This window comes from Halococcus dombrowskii (assembly GCF_022870485.1).
Taxonomy (GTDB): Archaea; Halobacteriota; Halobacteria; order Halobacteriales; family Halococcaceae; genus Halococcus; species Halococcus morrhuae.
The window spans coordinates 597,815-620,535 of sequence record NZ_CP095005.1; the positions used below are offsets into that span (position 1 = coordinate 597,815).

At 62.6% G+C, this 22,721-nt stretch carries 25 protein-coding genes; 15 read left to right on the plus strand and 10 right to left on the minus strand.

Features of this window, described 5'->3' with window-relative positions; genetic code table 11:
* Nucleotides 1-48: 48 nt before the first annotated feature.
* A complete protein-coding gene (locus MUK72_RS03245) occupies nucleotides 49-762 on the plus strand; it encodes a glycosyltransferase family 2 protein (protein WP_244703902.1) in 714 nt (237 codons plus the stop codon).
* Nucleotide 763: 1 nt separating this feature from the next.
* Here the strand turns inward: MUK72_RS03245 and MUK72_RS03250 are convergent, their stop codons facing one another.
* The 4 genes from MUK72_RS03250 to MUK72_RS03265 all read right to left on the minus strand — a co-directional run bounded on the left by MUK72_RS03250 (nucleotide 764) and on the right by MUK72_RS03265 (nucleotide 3,530).
* Nucleotides 764-1,186: an SHOCT domain-containing protein gene (locus MUK72_RS03250; RefSeq protein ID WP_244703904.1), complete on the minus strand. Its 423-nt coding sequence runs from the start codon at nucleotides 1,184-1,186 to the stop codon at nucleotides 764-766.
* 614 nt (nucleotides 1,187-1,800) lie between these two features.
* The gene (locus MUK72_RS03255) at nucleotides 1,801-2,730 is read right to left on the minus strand and encodes a hypothetical protein (protein WP_244703906.1); all 930 of its coding nucleotides are present in this window, start codon (nucleotides 2,728-2,730) and stop codon (nucleotides 1,801-1,803) included.
* Between the two features lie 15 nt (nucleotides 2,731-2,745).
* Entirely contained in the window at nucleotides 2,746-3,195 is a 450-nt protein-coding gene (locus MUK72_RS03260; protein WP_244703907.1) for an HVO_A0114 family putative DNA-binding protein, read from the minus strand.
* Between the two features lie 50 nt (nucleotides 3,196-3,245).
* Entirely contained in the window at nucleotides 3,246-3,530 is a 285-nt protein-coding gene (locus MUK72_RS03265; RefSeq protein ID WP_244703909.1) for a toxin-antitoxin system TumE family protein, read from the minus strand.
* A gap of 360 nt (nucleotides 3,531-3,890) precedes the next feature.
* On the opposite strand from MUK72_RS03265, the gene rnz reads away from it, so the two are divergent.
* From rnz to MUK72_RS03280, 3 genes are all read left to right on the plus strand, one after another.
* Nucleotides 3,891-4,808 (plus strand): ribonuclease Z, encoded by a 918-nt coding sequence (gene rnz, locus MUK72_RS03270; RefSeq protein ID WP_244703911.1) that lies wholly within the window; start codon nucleotides 3,891-3,893, stop codon nucleotides 4,806-4,808.
* 30 nt (nucleotides 4,809-4,838) lie between these two features.
* Complete coding sequence (locus tag MUK72_RS03275) at nucleotides 4,839-5,516, plus strand: carbonic anhydrase (RefSeq protein ID WP_244703914.1); 678 nt, start codon at nucleotides 4,839-4,841, stop codon at nucleotides 5,514-5,516.
* Between the two features lie 145 nt (nucleotides 5,517-5,661).
* Complete coding sequence (locus tag MUK72_RS03280) at nucleotides 5,662-7,638, plus strand: DUF460 domain-containing protein (protein WP_244703916.1); 1,977 nt, start codon at nucleotides 5,662-5,664, stop codon at nucleotides 7,636-7,638.
* Here MUK72_RS03280 and MUK72_RS03285 read toward each other — a convergent pair.
* Nucleotides 7,635-7,823, minus strand: a complete 189-nt coding sequence (locus MUK72_RS03285) for a DUF7470 family protein (RefSeq protein WP_244703918.1) — start codon at nucleotides 7,821-7,823, stop codon at nucleotides 7,635-7,637. The genes MUK72_RS03280 and MUK72_RS03285 overlap by 4 nt on opposite strands.
* A 324-nt stretch (nucleotides 7,824-8,147) precedes the next feature.
* On the opposite strand from MUK72_RS03285, the gene MUK72_RS03290 reads away from it, so the two are divergent.
* Both MUK72_RS03290 and MUK72_RS03295 read left to right on the plus strand, forming a co-directional pair.
* On the plus strand, nucleotides 8,148-9,251 hold the full coding sequence (locus tag MUK72_RS03290; RefSeq protein ID WP_244703920.1) for a DUF7537 family lipoprotein: 1,104 nt from the start codon (nucleotides 8,148-8,150) through the stop codon (nucleotides 9,249-9,251).
* A 19-nt stretch (nucleotides 9,252-9,270) separates the two neighbouring features.
* Complete coding sequence (locus MUK72_RS03295; RefSeq protein ID WP_244703922.1) at nucleotides 9,271-9,411, plus strand: hypothetical protein; 141 nt, start codon at nucleotides 9,271-9,273, stop codon at nucleotides 9,409-9,411.
* A gap of 16 nt (nucleotides 9,412-9,427) precedes the next feature.
* Here MUK72_RS03295 and MUK72_RS03300 read toward each other — a convergent pair whose 3' ends face one another.
* Nucleotides 9,428-10,495, minus strand: coding sequence for a zinc-dependent alcohol dehydrogenase family protein (locus tag MUK72_RS03300; protein ID WP_343749960.1), 1,068 nt, complete (start codon nucleotides 10,493-10,495; stop codon nucleotides 9,428-9,430).
* A 597-nt stretch (nucleotides 10,496-11,092) separates the two neighbouring features.
* Here MUK72_RS03300 and MUK72_RS03305 point away from each other — a divergent pair.
* The 8 genes from MUK72_RS03305 to MUK72_RS03340 all read left to right on the plus strand — a co-directional run bounded on the left by MUK72_RS03305 (nucleotide 11,093) and on the right by MUK72_RS03340 (nucleotide 16,323).
* The gene (locus MUK72_RS03305; RefSeq protein WP_244703926.1) at nucleotides 11,093-11,629 is read left to right on the plus strand and encodes a hypothetical protein; all 537 of its coding nucleotides are present in this window, start codon (nucleotides 11,093-11,095) and stop codon (nucleotides 11,627-11,629) included.
* 43 nt (nucleotides 11,630-11,672) lie between these two features.
* Nucleotides 11,673-11,960: a translation initiation factor eIF-1A gene (eif1A, locus tag MUK72_RS03310; RefSeq protein ID WP_004054484.1), complete on the plus strand. Its 288-nt coding sequence runs from the start codon at nucleotides 11,673-11,675 to the stop codon at nucleotides 11,958-11,960.
* Between the two features lie 102 nt (nucleotides 11,961-12,062).
* Nucleotides 12,063-12,914, plus strand: a complete 852-nt coding sequence (gene rio1 / locus MUK72_RS03315; protein WP_244703928.1) for a serine/threonine-protein kinase Rio1 — start codon at nucleotides 12,063-12,065, stop codon at nucleotides 12,912-12,914.
* A gap of 25 nt (nucleotides 12,915-12,939) precedes the next feature.
* Nucleotides 12,940-13,428 carry a GNAT family N-acetyltransferase gene (locus MUK72_RS03320; protein WP_244703930.1) on the plus strand — a complete coding sequence of 163 codons (489 nt, stop codon included), beginning with the start codon at nucleotides 12,940-12,942 and terminating at the stop codon, nucleotides 13,426-13,428.
* Between the two features lie 45 nt (nucleotides 13,429-13,473).
* Nucleotides 13,474-14,022 carry a KH domain-containing protein gene (locus MUK72_RS03325; RefSeq protein WP_244703932.1) on the plus strand — a complete coding sequence of 183 codons (549 nt, stop codon included), beginning with the start codon at nucleotides 13,474-13,476 and terminating at the stop codon, nucleotides 14,020-14,022.
* A gap of 51 nt (nucleotides 14,023-14,073) precedes the next feature.
* Complete coding sequence (locus tag MUK72_RS03330) at nucleotides 14,074-15,081, plus strand: ABC transporter ATP-binding protein (RefSeq protein WP_244703934.1); 1,008 nt, start codon at nucleotides 14,074-14,076, stop codon at nucleotides 15,079-15,081.
* Complete coding sequence (locus tag MUK72_RS03335; RefSeq protein ID WP_244703936.1) at nucleotides 15,078-15,959, plus strand: ABC transporter permease; 882 nt, start codon at nucleotides 15,078-15,080, stop codon at nucleotides 15,957-15,959. The genes MUK72_RS03330 and MUK72_RS03335 overlap by 4 nt, the downstream gene beginning before the upstream one ends.
* 46 nt (nucleotides 15,960-16,005) lie before the next feature.
* Nucleotides 16,006-16,323 (plus strand): hypothetical protein, encoded by a 318-nt coding sequence (locus tag MUK72_RS03340; RefSeq protein WP_244703938.1) that lies wholly within the window; start codon nucleotides 16,006-16,008, stop codon nucleotides 16,321-16,323.
* Here MUK72_RS03340 and MUK72_RS03345 read toward each other — a convergent pair.
* Nucleotides 16,311-17,129, minus strand: a complete 819-nt coding sequence (locus MUK72_RS03345; RefSeq protein ID WP_244703940.1) for an MBL fold metallo-hydrolase — start codon at nucleotides 17,127-17,129, stop codon at nucleotides 16,311-16,313. The two genes, MUK72_RS03340 and MUK72_RS03345, sit on opposite strands and share 13 nt — an antisense overlap.
* Nucleotides 17,130-17,131: 2 nt before the next feature.
* Nucleotides 17,132-18,478, minus strand: coding sequence for an ATP-binding protein (locus MUK72_RS03350; RefSeq protein WP_244703942.1), 1,347 nt, complete (start codon nucleotides 18,476-18,478; stop codon nucleotides 17,132-17,134).
* Between the two features lie 118 nt (nucleotides 18,479-18,596).
* Here MUK72_RS03350 and MUK72_RS03355 point away from each other — a divergent pair, with 118 nt between their 5' ends.
* Complete coding sequence (locus MUK72_RS03355; RefSeq protein WP_244703944.1) at nucleotides 18,597-19,733, plus strand: thiolase family protein; 1,137 nt, start codon at nucleotides 18,597-18,599, stop codon at nucleotides 19,731-19,733.
* A gap of 136 nt (nucleotides 19,734-19,869) precedes the next feature.
* On the opposite strand, the gene MUK72_RS03360 is transcribed toward MUK72_RS03355, so the two are convergent.
* Nucleotides 19,870-20,295: a universal stress protein gene (locus MUK72_RS03360; RefSeq protein ID WP_244703947.1), complete on the minus strand. Its 426-nt coding sequence runs from the start codon at nucleotides 20,293-20,295 to the stop codon at nucleotides 19,870-19,872.
* Nucleotides 20,296-20,786: 491 nt separating this feature from the next.
* Nucleotides 20,787-22,664 (minus strand): cation:proton antiporter domain-containing protein, encoded by a 1,878-nt coding sequence (locus MUK72_RS03365; protein ID WP_004054455.1) that lies wholly within the window; start codon nucleotides 22,662-22,664, stop codon nucleotides 20,787-20,789.
* Nucleotides 22,665-22,721 lie beyond the last annotated feature (57 nt).

Genomic DNA, 22,721 nt, shown 5'->3' on the forward strand with positions numbered 1-22,721 from the left:
GCGAGGCGACTCGGAAGGGCTTTCCCGCGGCTTCCCGACCGGCCAGTAATGGTCGAGGTGAGCGTCATCATCCCGACGACGCTGCCCGAGGGGGCGACGATCGACCCCGTCGAGCGACTCGCACGCGATCCGTTCGACGACTACGAGCTGCTCGTCCGCCGCGACGAGGGAGCGGCCCACGCGCGCAACGTCGGTATCGAGCGCGCACGCGGCGACAAACTCGTCTTCCTCGACGACGATTCGATCCCCTGTGCGGGCTATCTCCGGACGGCGAGCGTCGCGCTCGACGCCTACCCCGCCGTCGCCGGTCGGGTTCGCCAGCCCGACGAGGCCCGCTTCACCGATCTCGAACTCCCCTGGTACGATCAGGGCGACGACACCACATCCACCGACATGCTGCCGGGCTGCAACATGGCGATCCGGAAGGAGGTCCTCGATTCCGTCGGTGGCTTCGACGAGGAAACGTTCGGCTGGGGCCACGAGGAGTCGGAACTCGCCGAGCGCATCGCACAAGAGCATCACATCCAGTACGTGCCGGAACTGCTCATCGAGCACACCTACGTCGAGTCGCTCCCCGACTACATCGAGAAGTCCTACCTGCTCGGCCGTGCGGACGTGCGCTGGTGGCGACTCGACGGGAAATCGCTCCGCTGGCTGGTTCGCCAGTCGCTCAACACGCCGATCCGGGGCGAGTCGCGCCTCGAAACCGTCCGCCGCATCGCCCAGCGTGCGGGCTGGCTCGCCGAGATCGCCGCCGGATAGCCTACGATTCCTCTTCGATTCGCTCGCGCTCACGATGTCGCCAGTCGGCGGCGTTCTCCGGACTGTCGGTTTCGAGCAGCGTGTCGAGTTTGCGCTCGAACTGGTCGTCGGTGAGATCACCCCGAGCGTAGCGCTCGCGCAGCGTTTCGAGTGCATCCTCCGTATCAGCCCCTGCCGATGGTTCCTCGTAGTGACGCTCGCTGTCCTTCCATTGGCCGTCTCGGTCGTTTCGTTCGTCCGATCGCTCCTCCTCGCCAGCGAGTCTGGCAACGGTCGGCACGACGACAGCGAAGCCGACGGCGAAGATGACCCAGAACGGGATCGGCGACCAGCCAGTGAACAGTGCGAGCAGCCCGAGTCCGACGATCAGCGACGACGTGATCTCGGTCGCGTTCTCGGCGGCGCGTTCGCGAACGGTACTCATACCCCTATGTTTCGACTGGAGAACAAAAATCCACCCCACTTTTTTAGACGGGGGCATCGCGCGCTCGTTTCACTCACGCGCTCAACCCCCGACCAAAAACCTGGACTAAAAACTCCCGCTCGCTCGGCTTCGCCTCGCTCACGGCGAACCCCGCTCACTCCGTTCGCGCGGACAGCTGTTTTCCGCTACTGCACCGCAACAGCCCACGTACCTCCCCAACCGACTGCACTCCTCGCTCGCTTCGCTCACGGGTCGTCCCTCCCCGTTCGTCGGACCACCATGCGAACCTTGTAAGCAACGCCATTCTCTGACCACAGACATTCTCTACAAGAATACTGTCGGCCCATCGACGTTCGATAAGGAGTATGGTCCTCGGAGTAGGTCGATGAGTCAGCAGTACACTCGTGGAAGTAGTGTATGAATCTCAGCGACGAATCAACGTCTGGGAACGAGAGGCACACTCATCGAACAGCGCGAATATCAACAGGAACTAACCGAGTATGTTGCAGAAGATCGTTCGCTACGAAAGCGTAGAGAGCAACGTCAACGTGAGAAGGAAGCAGCGCCAATTTGGAAATGACTAGAGTGCTAATCTTTGGTCGAAACTGAGATGGCTATCTTCTTCCATCTATCTCTTTCTTCTTGTCTCGTATCTCAGACTCAAACACATTATAATCGTCCTTAAAGTTTCTACGCGCCTCTAACAGCTTATCTGAAATTTGCTTGTTCTTCTTTTGCAGGATCTTTCCAAGGTTGAATAATGATGAAAAATGTTCTGTGTATTGTGGGTCATCCTGTATTGAGAGAAATATACGTCTGAGCGAAGACCAATTATTGCCAATCCACCCTTTCGAAGTACCATTTTCCCAACCATACTGGTCTGGCGACCCGAAAATTCCTCGAACGACATTATCTGATTGTCCTAATAAATTTCTGATCGCCATTTCTTCGTTTTCAACCCTACCATGATATCTGATCCATGCTTCTACCAGCTTTGATTGCTGATTATCGCTTATCTGTAAAGGAATATCCGCTGATAACTCCATTTCTAGTTTTCCCCTCTTCTTTTGATACTTTTTCCGTATTTTCTTGTAGCTCTCTATATCTTCTATTATATCTTCATATTCGCTGTCTATGTCATGTAACATCTGGTCCTTTGGAGGGCTCATCTCGTCGTGGAGAGGCGGTAGGATTACTTTATCCCCTTCTTGAGAAAGATCTTTTAGCCTAGTCATGTCTCTGTGGAGACTATTATCTAAACTATCAATTCCTCGAATGAGCAACTGAACAATCGCGTCTTTCCGCTGCTCGATGAGAACGTTTCTATTGAGTTTGCGTTCCTCAGCCGCATTCTTTATCAATTGACTGTTTTGGAAAACTGTGGCTAAAGTTACGACGACGAGTAACAGAGTTCCGTACTCAACAATTATACTCGGTAAGCGGTATCCTACTATAACTCCGATAACGATGCCTGTGGCAGCAATGAGGAAGAGGATGGCTGTCCAGTAAGCCTTTAGACATTTTTCAATTTCATCTCTGACCATTTTCAAAAATTGGATCTATACAGCAGAAGGTTCTGCTGTGTCTTTAGAATTGAGATTGAGTAGATCAACATGGACATCGATCTCATCGTACCATACGACAGGTTTCTTCGACCGACCATGCTGCTCAAACTCGACAACACTCAGCTTCTCAAGCTCCTTGAGATTCCGATGAACCTCCTTCACATCCCTCTCAACAAGCCGCGCAGTTTCACGGATACTCTCAGGTTCATCGTTTGCAATAACCTGAATGAGTTCCATGTTCTTCTCTGAGAAGACTCTATCCAACTCTCTCAAGTTAGAGAGACTGAGGGTGTACTTGTCTTCCACAGACTCTCCCTCTTCAATCCTCTCTAAGTCCCTCAGACCTCTCTGATGGAAGTCCTCTGCCGACTCTATCTCTACATGCAGCACGTTGTTTGCTTCGGTCAATCTGTGTTTCTCACCACCTTCCTTTTCATATTCCATTGTTTTCCTCTGCGAATGCCCTTTCGCGGTCGTCTTATTCATGATGAGGGCTACATGCCCTCGATCTCGTTTACGAACTGCTCATACAGTTCGGCTATACCTGGATACTCGATCTCCTCAACACTGTCTCCGACGTGTCTCTCATGCCAACCATGAGAATTGTCGTACCGTAACAGTGTTTCGTCGTCGAGAGTCCCGTAATGGAAGGTATATTTCACCCCATCAGGGTACTCTGAGGATTCTGGGACAAGGATCACCTTTCGATGGATAATCCGATTATCCTCTTTCCGTGTTTCATCGAGTACTGTATCGATGTTTGATTCGCCATCGGGCATTCGCGTATGTTGGTATACACCCCAACGACATATATGTTGGGTCTACTACCAACAATATTTTCTTCAGAACCATCCAACTCGGTGCATCGTTCGGATTACAAGAATGCTCGCTGAGTACAGGATGAGCATCTGTGCGGCAAGTGATTCAGTTGTGGCTTCAGTAACCTCGTTCTTTCGAGCATCGATATACAATTCCACTGCTTTCTGTGGGGATGTGCGTTCTAACCGTGCAGCGTTTGATTGCGGAATGGTGCTATTCATGGATGATTCCTTCTTTTTGTAGTGGAGTACGTCTCGGTCCCTGTTGCCCTTCGACCGTTAGAACGGCAATTTGAAACGCACCGACCGGCGAGGCGAGGTATGCAGGTGACGTTTCTCGGGACGGGTGGCGCAGTCCCGACGACTCGGCGCAACACGAGCGCTCTCATGGTTCGCCGCGAGGGTGAGCGCCTTCTCTTCGACTGCGGCGAGGGCACCCAGCGCCAGATGATGCGCTTTGGCACCGGTTTCTCGATCTCACACGTCTTCTTGAGCCATCTCCACGGCGATCACGTGCTCGGACTCCCGGGGCTCTGCCAGACCCTCGATTTCAACGATCGCGAGGAGGCGCTGGCCATCCACACACCCCCGGGTACCAAATCGGCAGTCGAAAACCTCGTCGGCGTCACCGGCGCGCGCCCCGGCTATCCCATCCGGGTCCACGAGGTACAGCCGGGCGGGGTCGCGCTCCGTGAGGACGAGTACGAGGTACGAGCTTTCGAGACCGACCACCGAACTCGATCAGTCGGTTACGCACTCGTCGAGGACGACCGGAAGGGACGATTCGATCGCGAGCGCGCGGAGGAACTCGGTGTTCCGGCGGGACCGCTGTTCTCGAAGCTCCACGAGGGGAACCCAGTCGAACTCGACGACGGCACCGTCGTCGACCCCGAACAGGTCGTGGGAGAGCCCCGTCCCGGACGGCGAATCGTCTACACCGGCGACACCCGGCCCACGGCTGCGACCGCCGAGGCCGCCAGCGATGCTGATCTGCTGATCCACGAGGCGTCCTTCGCCGAGGACAGATCGGAACGCGCCGGAAAAACCGGCCATTCGACCGCGCGACAGGCCGCCGATCTCGCCACCCGCGCCGACGCGAAACGCCTCGCGCTCACGCACGTCTCCTCGCGCTACGCCGGCGAGAGCGACCGACTCGCGGCCGAAGCCCGTGAGGTCTTCGACGACGCCTTCCTTCCTGACGACGGCGACGACATCGAAATTCCCTATCCCGACGGATAGGGTTTTCCCGGCGAGCGCCGTGGCTCGGGCATGCCGAGTGCGACAGCCGCCGAACTGCTGGCCCGCAACCGCGACCACGTCGAGCAGCTTCCGGACGACCACTTCGACGACGTGCTCGACGCCCAATCTCCCCCCGTGGTCTCGCTGTGCTGTGCGGACTCGCGGGTCTCGCAGGAGGCCATGTGGAACGTCGAGGAGCCGGGCTGGCTGTTCACGCCTGCGAACATCGGCAACGTCGCGTGGGACGTAGAGGACTCCTCGACCGTCGACGGCAACCTCCTCTACCCGGTCGCCAACACGGACACGCGCACGATCGCCGTCGTCGGACACACCGGCTGCGGTGCCGTCACGGCTGCCTATGGGGCCGCTACCGATGGAGCGCTGCCCGACGAACCGGGCATCAGAAACCGCGTCGAACCGCTCGTGCCCATCGTCGAGGATGCGCTCGATGGGGGCATCACGGACGACGAGGACGTCATCGACCGCCTCGTCGAGTACAACGTCCGCGAACAAGTCACCTTCCTCGACGAGAGCGACGAAGTTCCCGACGACACGCTCGTCCTCGGGTTCGTCTACGATTTCCACGAGAGCTACGGCGATGCACCGGGACGCACCTATCTCGTCGCCGCCGACGGCGAGACCGATCTCACGGCGCTCCGCGAGCGGGTCGATGGCGACGACGAGATCGCCGTGCGTTCGCTGCTATAACGCGATACCCGCTCGATCCTGTCGGGCGATCGCCGCCACTGTGGCTAACGCGTTGAGCCGCTTTGCGCGCTCGTCCACGTCACGTCGGTCGTTCGTGTTCGCGCTCCCGCCGTGGTTTTATGCCGACAGGCCGCCTACGCATGGCGTGAGCAGTCGCATCAGCGCGCTCGATGCGGTGGTGTTCGGCGTCGACGTCCAGAGCGGGGACGTCCGCGGTGACGCACCCTCCTACGCCGTCGTGGCGTTCGATGGCGAGAACTTCGACCGGGATGTCGTCTCGCATCGCAAACTCCAGCGGCTCGTTGATCGCGAGGAACCGGCTATCCTCGCCACCGACAACGTCTACGAGCTCGCGACCGACAAGGACCACCTCGTCCGCTTTCTGGGCAGTCTACCCGACGAGACCAAACTGGTCCAGGTCACCGGCGACCAGCAGCCCGAACCCCTCTCGCGGGTGGCGAACCGCCATGGGGTTCCCTACGGCAAGAAGCCGATGAAGGAGGCCGAGGCCGCCGCCCGCCTCGCCGCCGCCAACGTGGGTTACGAGGTCTCGGCGTTCACGGACACGACCGAAGTGAAGGTCGCGCGCGGGCGATCGACGGGCAGCGGCGGCTGGTCGGAGGACCGCTTCACGCGCCGGATCCACGGCTCGGTGAAGCGTCGCGCTCGCGAGGTCGCCACCGCGCTCGACGAGGCGGGACTCGACTACGCGATGGACGAAACCGAGAAGTACGGGGGCTACTCGAACGCCGTCTTCACTGTCGAGGCCCGCCCATCGGACATCCCCGTCTCGCGAAACCGCTCGGGCGACACGAGGGTGGAGATCGAGCGCGTCAGGCGTGATGGAATCGAGTTCCGCCCGCTCGCCAAGCGCCGCGATCACGTGCTCGTCGGCATCGACCCCGGAACGACTACGGCCGTCGCCATCGTCGGGCTCGACGGACAGGTGTTGGACGTGCTGAGCACCAGAACCGCCGATACGGCCGCCGTCACCGAGTGGATCATCGAGCGCGGTCGGCCCGTGGTCGTCGCCGCGGACGTCGAGCCGATGCCCTCCACGGTAGAAAAGATCCGCCGGAGCTTCTCGGCGGCGGGCTGGATCCCCGAGCGCGATCTGCCCGTCGACGAGAAACAACACCGCACCCGCGAGGAAGGGTACGACAACGATCACGAGCGCGACGCGCTGGCGGCCGCGTTCCACGCGTTCGACGACTACGAGGACACCTTCGGGCGCATCGCGGGGAAGGTGCCGCCGCGGATCGAGGCCGGGACCGTCATCGCACGCGTGGTCGCCGGCGAGGAGTCGGTTGAGGCAGTTCTGGACGACCTTGCCGACGACGATGGCTCCGAGGAGAGCGAGGAAACCCACGAACCGCGCGAACTCACCGCCGAGGAACAGCGCATCAAGGACCTCGAAGCGCGTGTCGAGCGCCTCGATTCGCACGTCGACGACCTCGAAGCGACGATCGAGGAAAAGGACGAGACGATCGCCGAATACGAGCGCGAGCTCTCGGACGCACGGCGTGAGGAACGCCGCGAGGCTAGAGAACGCCGAGAGGTCGATCGTCTGGAGCGCGAAAACGAACAGTTAGAGCGGAAACTCGACGAACAACGCGAGGAAACCGAACAGGTCGAGGCGAAGCTCGACAGGTTGAAAGAGCTCTGGCGAGTCGACCACTCGAACTTCGCCGACGTCGCCGAGAAGAGACAGGGGCTCGTCCCCGTCAAACCGGTCGCGAAGTTCACCACGAGCGCGCTCCGGGCGGCCGACGAGCGCTGGGAACTCGCACCGGGCGATGTCGTCTATCTCCGCGATGCGAGCGGTGCGGGCCGTTCGACCGCCGAAACCCTCGTTGAGCGCGAACCTCGCCTCGTGCTCAAATCGGGTGGTCTCTCGGAGGTCGCCCGCGAGATCCTGTTCGAGAACGAGGTGCCGACCGCACCCGCCGAGGAGGTGACGATCGAGGAACTCGACGATCTCGCAGTCGCGCGCGAAAGCGAAGTCGAGGACGCTATCGACGGCTGGCGCGACCGTGCAGACGAGCGCCGGAAATCCCAGACCGGCGAGATGGTCGATAAACTCATCAGCGAACATCGAGCCGACCGCGGCGAGAGCGACTAGATCATTCCGTCCATCCCAAAGGCCGAGAGCATTCCGGAGAGCAGACCACGGACGACGAGCACGAGCCCGATCAGGACGAGCGCCAGCCCGCCGGCGACGACCGGCGCGACGTACGCGATGACGGCCAACCCACCGAGACAGCAGAGAATGCCGACGATGCCGGCAAGTCCGAGTTTGTCGAGCATACTGGCCCATCCCTCGACAGCGGTTTAAGCGCGGTGCATCGGCAGTGGCCGGACGATCGAGGCTCTCGAACAGCGAAACCGTGCTCTATTGCATATGGGTGATGACAGAGGGCTGTGATGGTTCGAGCGATTTTCCCGGTTGTAATGCGTGACGCCTCGACTCACAATTCACAACTCCCGTGGCTGTACTGCATTTTCAGTAGAGCACGATTTCGACGCCCCTGCTCGTATCGCGTCCGATAGCGTAAACGACCGGCGACTGTAGAGCCAATTCACCGCAGTGGTAACCACCACGTTTTTAATAGATCCTTTTGTCGTAATGCTATGCTTTCACAACGGAAGATGATGAACCGAACTATGATCATCGCGGTCGTTCTCGTCGTCATCGTGAGTGTCCTGAGTGTCGCCCCCTCTTTCACCGTGAGCGCACAGAATGCGACACAGGAAGCGGATGGAAGAGCTACATCCTCGAATGGCTCGATCGAATACCCACCGGGCTACGCTGCTGCTGGCATCACCGACCCAGTGCAAGCGGCGAGCCAGCATCGCTCGGCGCTTTCGTCCTCCAGCGGTTTTACGTCAACACGGAATTTCACCAGCGTCTTCAGGGGCAAGACAAACCACGAGAACACGACGTTTCGGATCAACAGTACCGCCAGGCGAGCGGCCGCCTCCGAGAACCTGACTAATGAAGGAAGTGCGCCGATCATTACTGAAACCTATTACAATTCTGACATGGCGTACGGACGAACCAATTCGTCGTTCATATCGGGTCCACAGTACAAGATGGGTACGTTCTCGTTCGAAACGTTGGCCAACCAGTCAGTTCCCTTTGCGGAACGGTACCTGAAAAACGCCAACTACGGGGACGCAGAACGGATCGAGCGAAACGGTGAGATGCTGCTTCGCTACGAGGCGGACGAGATCACCGGACGAACGATCATCTGGTACGTTCCCTCGGACAATACGGACAACGTGAGCAGCTTCAACTCGACGATCCTCGTGGATCAGAACGGGATCGTCCGCTCACTATCGTTTTCAGTGACGCTACAGAGTGATGAAGGAGAGATAGTGCGAAAGCGGTTCGATCGCCAGATCACCGGTTTGAACGCGACCAGTGTGAGGGAACCCGGCTGGCTCGATGAAGCCACGGCAAATACGAGCGGTCAGAGCACGACAACGACACCAGTAGCACCGGAAGAACCACCGAAAACAGCCACCGAAGCAGATACCGCCACATCTGCTATTCTATCGACGGCAACCGAATCGACGGCCGATGAGGCGAATACAGACACAGGAACGCCGTCAAATGGAACGATAGTGGCTGGCAATACGACGAATTCGAGTTCGTCCGGTCCTGGATTCGGACCGCTTGTTGGAGTGATTGCTCTCATTGGGGGCACACTTCTTGCACACCATCGACGGTAGCAAATAGACTGCACCGATCGTGCCTGATCCCACTCGCGTCGTTTCGTGGAGCGTCGAGGCGGTCGACGAGTCCGACATCGAACAGTGGCAGGGGACGGTGACGACGTCGGTCGTCGATGAGGTGGTCGATGAGCTCGAAACGTTCGTCAGCAGCGAGTGAACGCGATCCTCGCGGTTCAGAACTCGTTGCAGACCGGGATGCCGACGTTGTCGTAGTCGCCGAAGGCGGCGACCTTCTCGGGGACCTCTTCGAGCGGGATGGTCTCGGTGACGATCCGGCCCGGATCGATCGTTCCGTGGTCGATCATCCGGAACATCTCGTCGTACTCGTGGGGCGGCATCCCGTAGGAGCCGTAGAACTCGCGTTCGTCCTGGACTATCGTGTCCACGGGCAGCGAAACCTCGCCACCCTCCTCCGAGGTCGTCAGCCCGATCTGGAGGTGCTGGCCGCCCGCCATCAGGCTGTTCACCGAGTTCCGGCAGGTTTCGGCGATGCCCAGTGCATCGACGCTCACCTCGACGCCACGACTCGACGCGGTGAACCCCTTGACCTGCTGGGGAACGTCCTTCACCTCGTCGGCCTTCACGACCTCGACCGCGCCGAGCTCCTCGGCCTTGTCGAGCGCCTCCCGATTGAGATCCACGCCGATGACGTTCGCGCCGAGCGCGTCGGCGACGTGGATCACGGAGAGTCCGACGCCGCCGCAGCCGTGGACCGCGACCCAGTCGCCGGGGTCCACATCGACCTTGTGGGCGACTCCGTGGAACGCCGTGGCGAACCGACAGCCCAACCCGGCGACGTCGACCGAATCGAGGCCATCCGGGACTTTGATCGCGTTCTGGTCGGCGACGCGGACGGGATACTCCTCGGCGTAGGCCCCCTGTTGGAAGTCGAGAAAGCCCATCGGCACCGACCGTTCGCAGATGTTCGCTCGTCCCGCCCGGCAGTGGACGCAGGTGCCGTCGCTCGTGTTGAACGGGTTGGTGACGCGATCGCCCTCACGGATCCGCTCGACGTCATCGCCGACCTCGACGACGGTGCCGACGGGTTCGTGTCCGAAAACCAGTCCGGGCTGCATCATCAGCCCGATCCAGTCCCAATCGCCCTTCCAGGCGTGCCAATCCGACCGACAGACCCCGCAGGCCTCGGTCTCGACGACGATCCCGTCGGTATCGGGTTCGGGACGGTCGACGTCCTCGATCTCCATCGGTTCTTCGGGTCCTTGGAAGACGACGGCGCGCATCGTGATCCCATGCCGTGGCAGCATCTTAAATCATTGGTAGGGAATGTCATAGACCGGTTCACGACGGTTGCGTGGTTATGGGCAATACTGATCATACGACTGCTGCTGGCAGGGGGCCATATCGAATCGGGCACGCAATAAAAACGAGGTGGCAATATGGACGAATCGGCACAAGAACTACAACCAAGTGTTTGCCATTGGCTGTATGAACTCATTGGGGACGATACTGTTCGGCCTCGTAGTGGCGATGCTAGCCGCCGTAGTGGTGTATCGCGATACGGCGGCACAACAATTCACTCGCCGTATCGTCTGGTCGCTTCCCGTGGGTGCTGTTTCGGGCGTGGGTGCCGCCCTTTCGTACCGGTACGCATCAGAGATCGTCTTTGGTGTTCACTACGCACTGTTCGGAAGCTATGCTATCACCAACCCGTTTACGATCCCATTAACCTACGTCTTTCTGAGTCTACTCATCACCCTACTCACTCTCTCTGTTTACAGGTTTAGTGCGAGTCTCACCTCGTCACGACGCAAGGCAGCATAAAAACCGCCCGTCACCCGCGGAGGAACGCTTTTCATCGACGATGGTGAGGCTATGGCATGGCGACCGACACCGGCTCGCAAACGCGCATGAGTGGCGACGGGATACTGGCGGTGATCGCGGGGAGTTTCGTCGGCGCGATCCTCGTCGGGCTCGTCCTGCAGGCGGGTCTCGGCCGGGGCGGGGTTCTCCAGTTCGGCGCGCTCGTCGCCCGGCCGGAGTACAACGTCAGTTGGGCGGTGCTGTTCGTTCTGAGCACGCTGTTCACGCTGTCGTTCGTCCGGTTCGTCTCGCGATCGATCAACGGCTTCGTCACTCGGGTGATCTCCCTCTCGCGTCGCAACGAGGTTCTCAAGGAAATTCTGGTGCCCCTGCTTCAGCGCTCGGCGCTCACCGTGACGACGAACGCACTCGGGCTCATCTACGGGGCTGCCATCTGGCTGGTCGTCTACGTTTTTCTCATCCCGCTCTGGCTCGCGTTCGTCATCGGGATCGAGGGGGTAGCGATCCCGAACCTCCAGCTTGCGGGATTTTTCGCGTGGGTGCTCTACGGTGGGCTCGTCGGGCTGCTCTACGGGCTCATCATGGAGTCGTAGCCCCTGCTGGAAGACTTAAACCGCTCGCTGTCGAAGGGCTGCCATGAGCGACGGTGGCAGTCAAACAGGTCTCCGGATGCCCGAGGAGGACGAACTGTTCGCCGTCGTCACGGGCATGCTCGGAGCCAACAGGATCGAGGTCCGATGTATGGACGGCACCGACCGCACCGCACGGATCCCGGGCCGGATGCAAAAGCGGGTCTGGATCCGCGAGGACGACGTTGTGCTCGTCTCGCCGTGGGACTGGCAGGACGAGAAGGCGGATGTCGAATGGCGCTACGACAAAGCCGACGCCGATCGACTGCGCGAGGAGGGCCACGTCCAGGACTAGCGTGGTTCGTTTCCATCCGTCCGGTGTCGATCGCACACCCTCGATCCTCGCCCGTCGAACATCCATCGTGACGAGTACGTACCGTGTGGGAGCCGATCGCCCGTGAGCGACGAGTACGGTCTGCTCGACGAGGAGGCGACCGACGCACCGGGCGACGAGTGGGAGAACCTCGACGTCGCCGACACCGAGGCCGATCGCACCGCCCGCACGCAGGATCGCGAGTTCGCGAAGTTCCGCGAGCGCATCAAGGACGCCGACCAGTTCAAGGTCGAGGGTGGCGTCTTCGACGAGGCGACGCTCGGCGCGCTCTACAAGCTCGTCCAGGACGGCCATATCGATGCGCTCGGTGGGCCGATCTCGACCGGGAAGGAGGCGCACGTCTTCCTCGCGAGCGCCGGCGAGCACGACGTCGCGGTGAAGATCTACCGCATCAACGCGAGCGACTTCACGCAGATGCGGCGATATCTGGAGGGCGATCCCCGCTTCGATGAGATCGGTGGCAAGAAAAAGGCGGTCGTGCTCGCGTGGACCAGAAAGGAGTTCGCCAACCTGAAGCGGGCCAAACGGGCGGGACTGCGCGTTCCGGAGCCGCTCGCCGTCGAGCGCAACGCTCTCGTGATGGAGTTCCTCGGTACCGACGGCGAGCGTGCCAGACGCCTCTCGGAGCTGCAGCTCGAAAACCCCGATACCGCTTACGAGGTCGTCAGGGAGTATATGCGCCGACTGTACAGCGCGGGGCTGGTCCACGGCGATCTCTCGGAGTACAACATTCTCGTTCACGACTCGCAGTTATGGGTGCTCGATCTCGGACAGGCGGTGACGATCCATCATCCCAACAGTCGGGAGTTCCTCGAACGCGACTGCGAGAACGTGGCGAACTTCTTCGCCCGACAGGGGCTCGACGCCGACGGCGAGTCGCTGCTCGCGGACGTGACGGCCGCGCGCGAAGACTGATTACCACGGACGGCGTTCGTCCGGTATGGCACCGACAGTTCGAGCGGCGACCGTCGACGACATCCCCGGGATTCAGCGCGTCGCGCGCCGCGGCTGGCGGGAAACGTACGAGTTCCTGAGTGAGGATGCCATCGAAACCATTCTCGACGACTGGTATGCGGCCGACGAGCTCGAAGGGCCGATCACCGCTTCGGAAAACGTCTATCTCGTCGCCGAAACGGATGGGATCGCCGGCTACGCGAGCGCCGCACCGACTGCCAACGAGGAGGCACAGCTGTACGCCATCTACGTCGATCCCGACCGCTGGAACGACGGGCTCGGGACGGCGCTGCTCGACGCCGTTCGCGACCGCCTCTCGGACCACGGCAGCCGCCAACTGCGCGTCGAGGTGCTCGCCGAGAACACCGTCGGAGTCTCCTTCTACGAATCGCGCGGCTTCGAGCGCGCCAGCGAGCGCGAGCGCGAGATCGGCTCACAGACGCTCGTCGAGTACGTCTACTACCGCGACATCTGACGCGGGGTGCGAAGAGTTGAAATCGCCGGGTTCCATACTGCGTGCATGCGACACGTGACGATTCCGCAGGACCGCATCGGCGTCCTCATCGGCGAGGGCGGCGCGATGATGCGCGACATCGAGGACCGTGCGGGTGTTCGTCTCGACATCGACTCCGAGACCGGCTCGGTCGGCATCGAATCGGTCGAGGACCCGGTGCAGGGACTGAAAGGCCCCGACATCGTGCGGGCCATCGGCCGCGGGTTCGCCCCCGAGGACGCACTGACGCTGCTCGACGACGAGATGATGCTGCTCGAACTCATCGATATCGAGGCGGCCACGCGCAACGAGACCGATCTCACGCGCAAGAAGGGGCGTCTCATCGGTGAGAACGGCCGGACGCGCGAGCTGATGGCCGAGCTCTCGGGCGCGTTTGTCGTCATCTACGGCAGCACCGTCGGTGCCATCGGCACGCCCGAAGAGATCGAGGTCGTCAGAAACGCCGTCGAGATGATTCTGGATGGCGCGCCCCACGGCTCGGTCTACTCGTACCTCGAACGCAAGCACAACGAACTGAAGAGTCCCGGCATGGAGTACCACCAGTACACCGGCTAGCAAATCACACGATCCCGGTGTCTTAAGACGGACCGACACCTTCGACTGGCAATGAACGCCATCGAAGCCACGGGTGTCGAGCTCACCTACTCGGATGGGACCGAGGCGGTGCGTGGCGTCGACCTCGCGATCCCCGAGGGCGAGTTCTTCGGCTTCCTCGGGCCGAACGGCGCGGGCAAGACGACCGCGATCAAGACCTTCACCACACTGCTCTATCCGACCGCTGGGACGGTGACGGTCAACGGGTTCGACGTCGTCGAGGACGCCCAATCCGTCCGAGAGACGATCGGCTACATGGCCCAGGAGACCAGCGTCGACGAGGAACTCACCGCCCGCGAGAACATCAAGTTCGCCTGCGAGGCCTACGGCGTGCCTCGCGGCGAGCGGGCCGAGCGCATCGACGAACTGCTCGATCTCGTCGATCTCGCCGACGTCGCCGACAAGGAGGCGACGGAGTTCTCCGGCGGGATGAAAAAGCGCCTCGACGTGGCGACCGCGCTCGTCCACGAACCCCCGCTGGTCTTCCTCGACGAACCCACGACGGGGCTTGACCCTAAAGCCAGAATCCGCCTCTGGGAGTATTTCCGCGAGATCAACGAGCAGGGGACGACTGTGTTCCTCACGACGCAGTATCTGGAGGAGGCCGACGAGCTCTGTGATCGGCTCTCGGTGATCCAGGATGGGAAGATCGTCGCCACGGACGCGCCCGACACGCTGAAATCCGAGGTCGGCGGCGACGTGCTCGACATCACGATCGACGACGCGAGCGAGGAGCGGCGGACACACGCCGCGGAAGTCGCCCGCGAGTCGGGGCTGTTCGCCGACGGAACGGTCGAGATCACTGACGACGGCATCAGCGTCGCCTCCGAGCACGCCCGCAGCCACGGGACCGATCTGCTGGTCGCGCTGCGCGATGCCGACTTCACCGTCACGGGCTTCGACGTGCGCTCGCCCACCCTCGACGACGTGTTCCTCGCCATCACCGGCGAGCCGGCCGACGAGGACGGTGAACCGGATGCGGAGGTTCAGGAATCGGCCGCGCCGGAGGTGACGCGATGAGCACCGTCGAGGCGGGTAACAGCAACGGTTTCCTCACGGACGTCTGGATCAATCTGAAGCGCTGGCTGATCAAGACGACTCGCAATCCGTTCGTCGTCGTCGGCTCGCTGGTCCAGCCGGTCATCTTTCTGGTACTGTTCACCGAGATCTTCGGCGGGGCCGTCGGCGGCGCGCTCAGCCAAGCACTCGGGCCGGACATCTCCTACGTGACCTACCTCACGCCCGCGATCATCGTCCAGTCGGCGCTCGTCGCGGCCGCCGGTTCGGGTATCGGCCTCGTCGACGACATGGAGAACGGCATGTTCGAGAAGGTGCTCGTCTCGCCGATCAACCGCGCCGCGATGTTCCTCGGCAAGTCGCTCTCGGAGGTCGTCCGGATCGTCGTCCAGACGTTCATCATCCTCGGGCTCGGCTACGTCCTGCTCTGGTTCGACACGGGCGGCGAGGTCGGCACCTACATCGAGACCGGAATCGTCGGCGCACTCGGGATCGTCCTCGTCGCCATCGTCTTCGCGATCTGGTTCACCGCCTTCTCGAACATCGTCGCGCTCGTCACCCGCGATCAGGAATCGACCATCATCGGCGCGAACCTGCTCCAGTTCCCGCTGCTGTTCGTCTCCAGCGCCTTCCTGCCGGTCGACATCCTGCCGGGATGGGTGCAGACCGTCGCCACGTTCAACCCGATCACCTACGGCGTCGACGCCGCCCGCGCGCTGATGCTCGGCCGCGACGTCCAGACCGTGATCGACGTGACGGCCTTCGGCGGCGTCTGGAACACCCTGATCCCATCCTTCGCCGTCCTGATCGCGCTCGATATCGCCCTCGGCGCGATCGCGGTGCGCTATCTCAATCGCGCGTCGAGCTCGGCGGCGCAGTAGCGACCGAACGCGAAACAGCTACCCCGTCCCGGCTCTCGCCCCCGATATGGACTGGACCGACCGCTTTCGCACTACTTTCGTGGCGCTGGCCGCCGTCGGCCTTCTCGGGGCCGGCGCTGGGATCGTGCTCGGCCTCGGTCTCGGCTTCGTCGTCTTCTGTGGCGTGGTCGGTTTCGGCGCGCTCGCCGTCCTGCGCCGTGGCGAACCCGCCGTCGCACCGGTCCTGCTCGCGGTCGGTGTCGTCGCCGTGCTCCTCGCGATCGTCTACGGCGTCCGCGACCCGCTGCTCGGGCTCTTGCTCGCCGCGATGGCCGCCGTGGCGTTCGTCCGTAGCTATCAGTATCACCAGGTTTACAGCGCGTAGCGCTCGCCGTCGACCGCGAGCGGCTCCGCGAACGCCTCGTCGGCGGGGAAGAAATGCGAGACGTGGACCAGCCGCGTCTCGGTGGCACCGAGCTCGTCGGCCAGCGAGAGCGCGCCCTCGCGGGTCATGTGTTTCGTGCCGAACGTTCGCGGCGTCCCGTCGGCGTCGTGGTGGTCGCCACCGAGCGGGTGGTGCTCGCAGAACGCCGCGGGGGCGATGGCGTCGGCGAGCAGGAGGTCCGCGTCGGCCAACCGGGCGCGCGATTCGTCCGGGATCCCATAGCTCGTGTCGCCGGTGATGGCGAGTTTCGCGTCGTCGCTTTCGATGACGACGCCGTAACAGACGAGCGGTGGATGGGAAACCGGCACGAATGTCACGTCGAAGCCACAGGAAGAAAACGACTCCAGCGGACGCTGCCCGTGTACTGAGAGCGCGTCGAGGTAGTCGTACTTCCCCCGTACCGTATCGGCAACGCTCTCGCCGGTTTTCGGGTCGGTTTCGTTCGCCGCGTGGACCGGCAGTTCCGAGAAGAGACGGAAGGCGTTGCCGAGCCCGTCGAGATGGTCGAAGTGGATGTGCGTGACGAGCGCCGCGTCCGGGAGTGCCACGTCGTGATCGAGGAACTGCCGGCGGAAGTCGGGGCTCGTATCGACGAGCAGCGACTCGTCGGTTCGTTCGTTGCGGACGTGGACCGAGAATCGACTCCGTTCGACGCCGTTCTCGCGGGCGACGGTGCAGGTGTCGCAGTCACAGCCGACGGTCGGTGTGCCGGTCGTATCGCCGGTGCCCAGAAGCGTGACCTCCACGATCAGTGGTCGTGAGTGTGGCCGTCGGCACCGTGGTCGTGATCCTCGGATCCGCCATCGGCGCTGATGTCGCCGCCAGCCACCAGGGCGTCGTGATCGCCCTCGATCATGTCGAGGTCCTTCAGGCTGTCGCGCTCCTCGAAGTCGTGTACTGCGGCTTCGAGGTCGGCCTGTGTCAGCGTGGTGCGCTCCTCGGTCAGCGCGTCGAGGACGGCCTCGCGGAGCACGAGCCGGAGATCGCTGCCGGTGAGTCCTTGGGTATCGGCGGCCAGAGCCTCGGGATCGAACCCTTCGATATCCATTTCCCGGGTGACGATCCGGAGGATGTCCGCGCGCATCGGCGAGTCGGGTTTCGGGAAGTTGACGATCTCGTCGAAACGCCGCCAGGCGGCCGCATCGAGCTGGTCGGGATGGTTGGTCGCGCCGATCAGGAGCACTTCGTCGTTGATGAGGCTGATCTCGTCGATGCTCTTGAGCAGCGTGTTCACCGCGCGCTTCAGCGCGACGTGCTCGTCGGAGTTCCTGGTCTTGGCGACGAAGTCGAACTCGTCGATGAAGAGGATACACGGCGAGAGCCGTTTGGCCACCTCGAAGGTCTTCTCGACGTTTTTCGCCGTCTCGCCGAGATACTGGCTCGTGACCATCGACAGTTTCACCTCGACGAAGGGGAGGTCGAGTTCGTGGGCGAGCGCCCGCGCCGTGGTGGTCTTGCCCGTCCCGGGCGGGCCGACGTAGAGGAGTTTGCCGATCTCGCGCAGGCCGATGGTGGCGAGATACTCGCGGTGTTCGATGGCCTTCATGATCTTCTTGATCTCGCCTTTCTGATCGCTGGTCAGCACGAGATCGTTGAGCGTCATCTCGACCTCCTCGGGTGCGCGCACGTCGACGAGATCGAGCATCTCCTCGTCCTCCTCGTTGTCGAAGTACTCCTCCAGGAGGCTGTCGATCCAGACGCGATCGGCGTGAACGGGGCGATTGGCCTCGCGGGCGCGCTCGTAGTCGGCCTCGTCGAGGGCGGCCGCGAGCGTCGGGTTCTCCTCGATCCGGTCGGCGTCGGCGCGTTCGGCGTACCATTCCTCGGCCATCGCGCGTTCGGTCAGCGACAGCGATCCCGAGAACTCGTCGTGATCGGTGAACATCAGGCCCGAGATGGCGCTCCACGGGTCGGCCACCTCCGTGGCGGTCTCGGCGGTCGCCTCGGTCGCGGCCAGCGGGCGCTCGATCCCCTCGTCCGACCAGAACGCGCGGCGGTAACGTGGCGGCAGGTCGTCGGCGTCGCGCTCACGATCATCGTTGTAGACGTGTGTCGTGAGCAGAAATTCGACGATGTCCAGTTCCGGGCTGCTCATTCCCGCCTCTGTAGGCCATCCGGACGAATAAGACCGTCGAACCGCACCGATCAGAAAACTTCAATGAAAGATCTCGGGGTTTGCGTGGGTTTAACACGATACGGGTCCGACGACGCGCATGGTCGACACCACACCGGTCGTCGCGGCGGCATACCGAACCCCGCAGGGAAAGGAGGACGGCGTCTTCGCCGACGTCCGCAGCGAGGACCTCTCGATCCCGCTGATCAACGAGATCCTCGCCGAAACAGGTCTAGGGGGCGACGACATCGACGATCTGATGTGGGGCTGTGCCCAGCAGCGCGGCGAGCAGGGCAACAACGTCGCGCGCGTGATCTCGCTGCTGTCCGATCTCGGCGAATCGGTTCCCGCGACAACGATCAACCGCTGGTGTGCCTCCTCGGCACAGTCGATCATCTCGGCTTCCGACGCGATCCGTGCCGGCCAGCGCGACGCGATCATCGCCGGCGGCGTCGAGAGCATGAGCCGGGTGAAGATGGGCCAGAACACGCAGAACGCCCATCCACGCCTCAACGAGGAGCACAACGTCGCCGAGCTCCAGATGGGGATGACCGCCGAAGAGGTCGCCGAGCGCTACGATATCACTCGCGAGGAGCAGGACGAGTACGCCGCGCGCTCGCAGCAGCGCGCCGTCGAGGCCACCGAGGATGGGCGATTCGACGACGAGATTGTCCCGATCGACAACGGTGAGGAGACGATCGACACCGACGAGGGGCTCCGACCGGGCACCACCGCCGAGAAGCTCGCCGAGCTCCCGACGGTGTTCAAATCCGACGGGACCGTCACCCCGGGCAACGCCTCACAGGTCTCGGACGGTGCTTCCGCCACCCTCATCACGAGCCGCGGGTTCGCCGAGGATCACGGTCTCGACGTGCTCGCGGAGGTCGGGAGCAACAACGTCGCGGGCGTCGAGCCGGAGGTCATGGGGGTCGGCCCGATACCCGCAACCGAGGGGCTGCTCGAACGCACGGGCCGAGAGATCGACGACTACGGGCTCGTGGAGCTCAACGAGGCGTTCGCCTCACAGACGCTCTACTGCCGGCGTGAGCTTGGCATCAGTAGTGAAAAGTTCAACGTCAACGGCGGTGCGATCGCCATCGGCCATCCGCTCGGTGCGAGCGGCGCGCGTCTGCCGGTGACGCTGATCCACGAGATGCACAAGCGCGACGTCGACCGCGGGCTCGCCACCGAGTGTGTCGGCTTCGGTCAGGGTGCGGCCATCGAATTCTCGCGCTGAGCGGGGCTGACTGCGAATTTTGGCCGAGATTTTGCAAGCGAGGAAGCGAGCGCTGGCGAGCGATCGAGCGAAGCAAAAGGTCGTCGCGGCAGGGCGCGGTAATCGAATTCTCGCGCTGAACGGGGCTGACGGCTTTCTATTCGTATCTTTCGGGCAGTACCACGACCGGGCGATCGCTTTCGGTGACGAGCGCGTTCGTCAGATCGCCCGAGAGGAGTTTGAGCCAGCGGCCGCCAGCGCGCGGGGTGAACGCGATGGCGCTCGCGTCGATCTCGTCGGCGACGGCGAACACCGTCTCGGGGATCTCCTCGCCGTATTCGAGGCGCGTCTCGATATCGATGTTGGCGGCATCGAACGCCTCGCGGGCGGCCGCGAACGTCTCATCAGCGTGTTCCGGATGGCCGTCGTCCGTCGGTGGTGTGCCTTCGATGACGTGGACGACGACCGCTTGACCACCCGTTCGACGGAGGTGCGCCGCCGCGCCGGCACAGGTCGTGCGGGCGTCCTCGGGGCTTGCGACCGGTAACACCGCGATCTCGAAGGGATCTCTGGCCTCGCTCACGACCCATCACCGCCGATAGCGTCCTGCGATCGGTTCACAGGCGAGCGACGGCGCGGTGGGTCAAAAACCTGGGGACAGCTGTGGGATAAAATCCGATGCATGGCGACGGCTTGTGGCGGCTGCGATGGCGAGCCTGGCCGGATGAAGGGCGAGCGCGACGTAGGGAGCGCGAGGGCTTCGGCGGGGTGGTGCTGTGCGGAGCGGGGCGGTCGCGGGAGGCGTCAGTTGCTCCACCGCGAGCGAACGGGGTCGTCCGAAAGACGCGAAGCGTCTTTCGTGATCTCGAAGTGCCGAAGGCACTTCGAAGAGTCATCGGAAGACTGTGGTCTTCCGAGATGACGAAACGGCTTCGCCGTTTCGAACCATGAGCGAGCGGGCCGCGGAACCCCCGAACGGAGTGAGGGGGTGACGAAGGCTTTTGATCGACATTTTGCGAGCGAAGGAGCGACCGGCGGGAGCGACTGAGCGTAGCAAAAGGTCGTTGGTCGTGGTTAGTCCGCGGGGTGGAACCGTTCGAGGGCGTTCTCGACGGATTCGTTGAGGCCGACGAGCGTGATGCGGTCGCCCTGTTGGAGGACGAAGTCGCCATCCGGAACCATGTTCTCGTCGTCACGGCTGACGAGTGCGATGAGACAGCCCTCGGGGATGGCGCTCGCGAGCTCGGCGATCGTTTCGCCGGCGACGTCGGCGGCGGTGACTTCGAACTCCTGGACGTCGCCCGAGCGGCCGAGTTCGGTCATCCAGTTCCAGAGCGCGGGCCGTTCGATGCGGTTGTCGATGGCCCACGAGGTGGCCATCGGTGCGGAGATGGTCTCGACGTCGAGTTCGGCGAAGGCGTCCTCGTTTTCGGGCTGGTTGACGCGGGCGATGACCTGTTCGGTGTCGAAGGCGGTGGCCGCGAGCTGGGCGACCAGCAGGTTCGAGTCGTCGTCGCCGGTGGTCGCGACGATCGTCGAGGCGTTCTCCGCGCCCGCCGACTGCAGGACGTCGCGGTGGGCACCGTCGCCGATGTGGACCGAGAACCCCTCCGACCGAGCGGTTTCGACGTTCTCCTCGTCGTGTTCGACGATGACGACGTTCTCGCCGCGGGCTTCGAGGCGTGTGGCGAGATCCCGTCCGACCTTCCCCCCGCCGACGATGATGGCGCGCATGGGAAGCACGTCGAGATACTCCGCAATGTATCTGGCCAAACCACCCTCGACCAGCACGGTGGCGAAGATGACCAGGAAGACGGTGCCGACGAGCGTTTCGGCGGCCGCACTCATCCCTTCGGCCTGAAGGCGCACGGCAAAGAGCGTCGCCACGGAGGCGGGGATGATGCCCCGCGGACCGATGGCGCTCATGAATAGCCGTTCCTCACGGGTGAAGCGACCGCCCGATGTCGAGAGGAAGACGACGAGCGGTCGGAGCACGACCATCACGGCGACCACGACCGCCAGCCCGCCCAGCCCGAAGGGGAGATCGTCGAAGTTGAGCAGCGCGGCGAGCGCGATGAACACGAACGAGAGGACCATGAGCGTGATATCGCCCTTGAAATCGGTGATCTTGTCCTCGTAGGGGATGTCGAGATTGCCGACGATGAGGCCGGCGGTGGCGACCGCGGCGATCCCCGCCTCCGAGGTCCAGACGTTCGCCAGCCCGTAGGCCACCAGTGCACCGGCGAGCACGAGCAGGCGAGCGTTGCGGGGCGCGTTGCCCGGCGAGAGATCGACGTAGCGGATGAGATACCAGAGCACGCCGGCGACGGCCGTGCCGACGCCGATGCCGACGCCGAGCTTGATCGCGAAGACGACGAGGATGGCCGCGATCCCCTCGGAGGCCTCGAAGACGACCTCGAAGACGACGACCGCGAGGATCGCCGCCGTCACGTCGTTGACGATCCCCTCGGTTTCGAGGGTGGTCGCCACGCGATCGCGCACCGGGACGACGTCGAGGATCGGTGCGATGACCGTCGGACCGGTCGCGACCAGCAGCGCGCCGACGAGAAGGGAGATGTCCCACGGGGCGGTGAGCGCGTAGTGGACGACGATGGCCGTCCCGAGCAGCGAGATGGCCGCCCCGAGCGTGGTGAGTCGTATCGTCGCCGAAGAGGTCTGTCTGAGGTCCTCGATGCGGAGGTGGAAGGCCCCCTCGAAGACGATGATCGCGACCGCGAGCCCGACGATGGCCGGGAGCGCGCCGCCGAACGTGTCGGCGCTGATGATCCGCGAGGGGAGCACCAGCCCCGACAACGGACCGAGAATCAGCCCCGTGGTCAACAGGAAGATGATGCTCGGTACGCGAAAGCGATCGCCGAGCATCTGCGAGGCGACCCCGAGCGCCATGATGCCCGCGACGAGCGCTATTAGCTCTGCCCCGCCGGTTGCCACTCTCGACCCTCCATGTTTCGACCGGTAAGAAACCAGACCATATAAGGGCGTTCACTC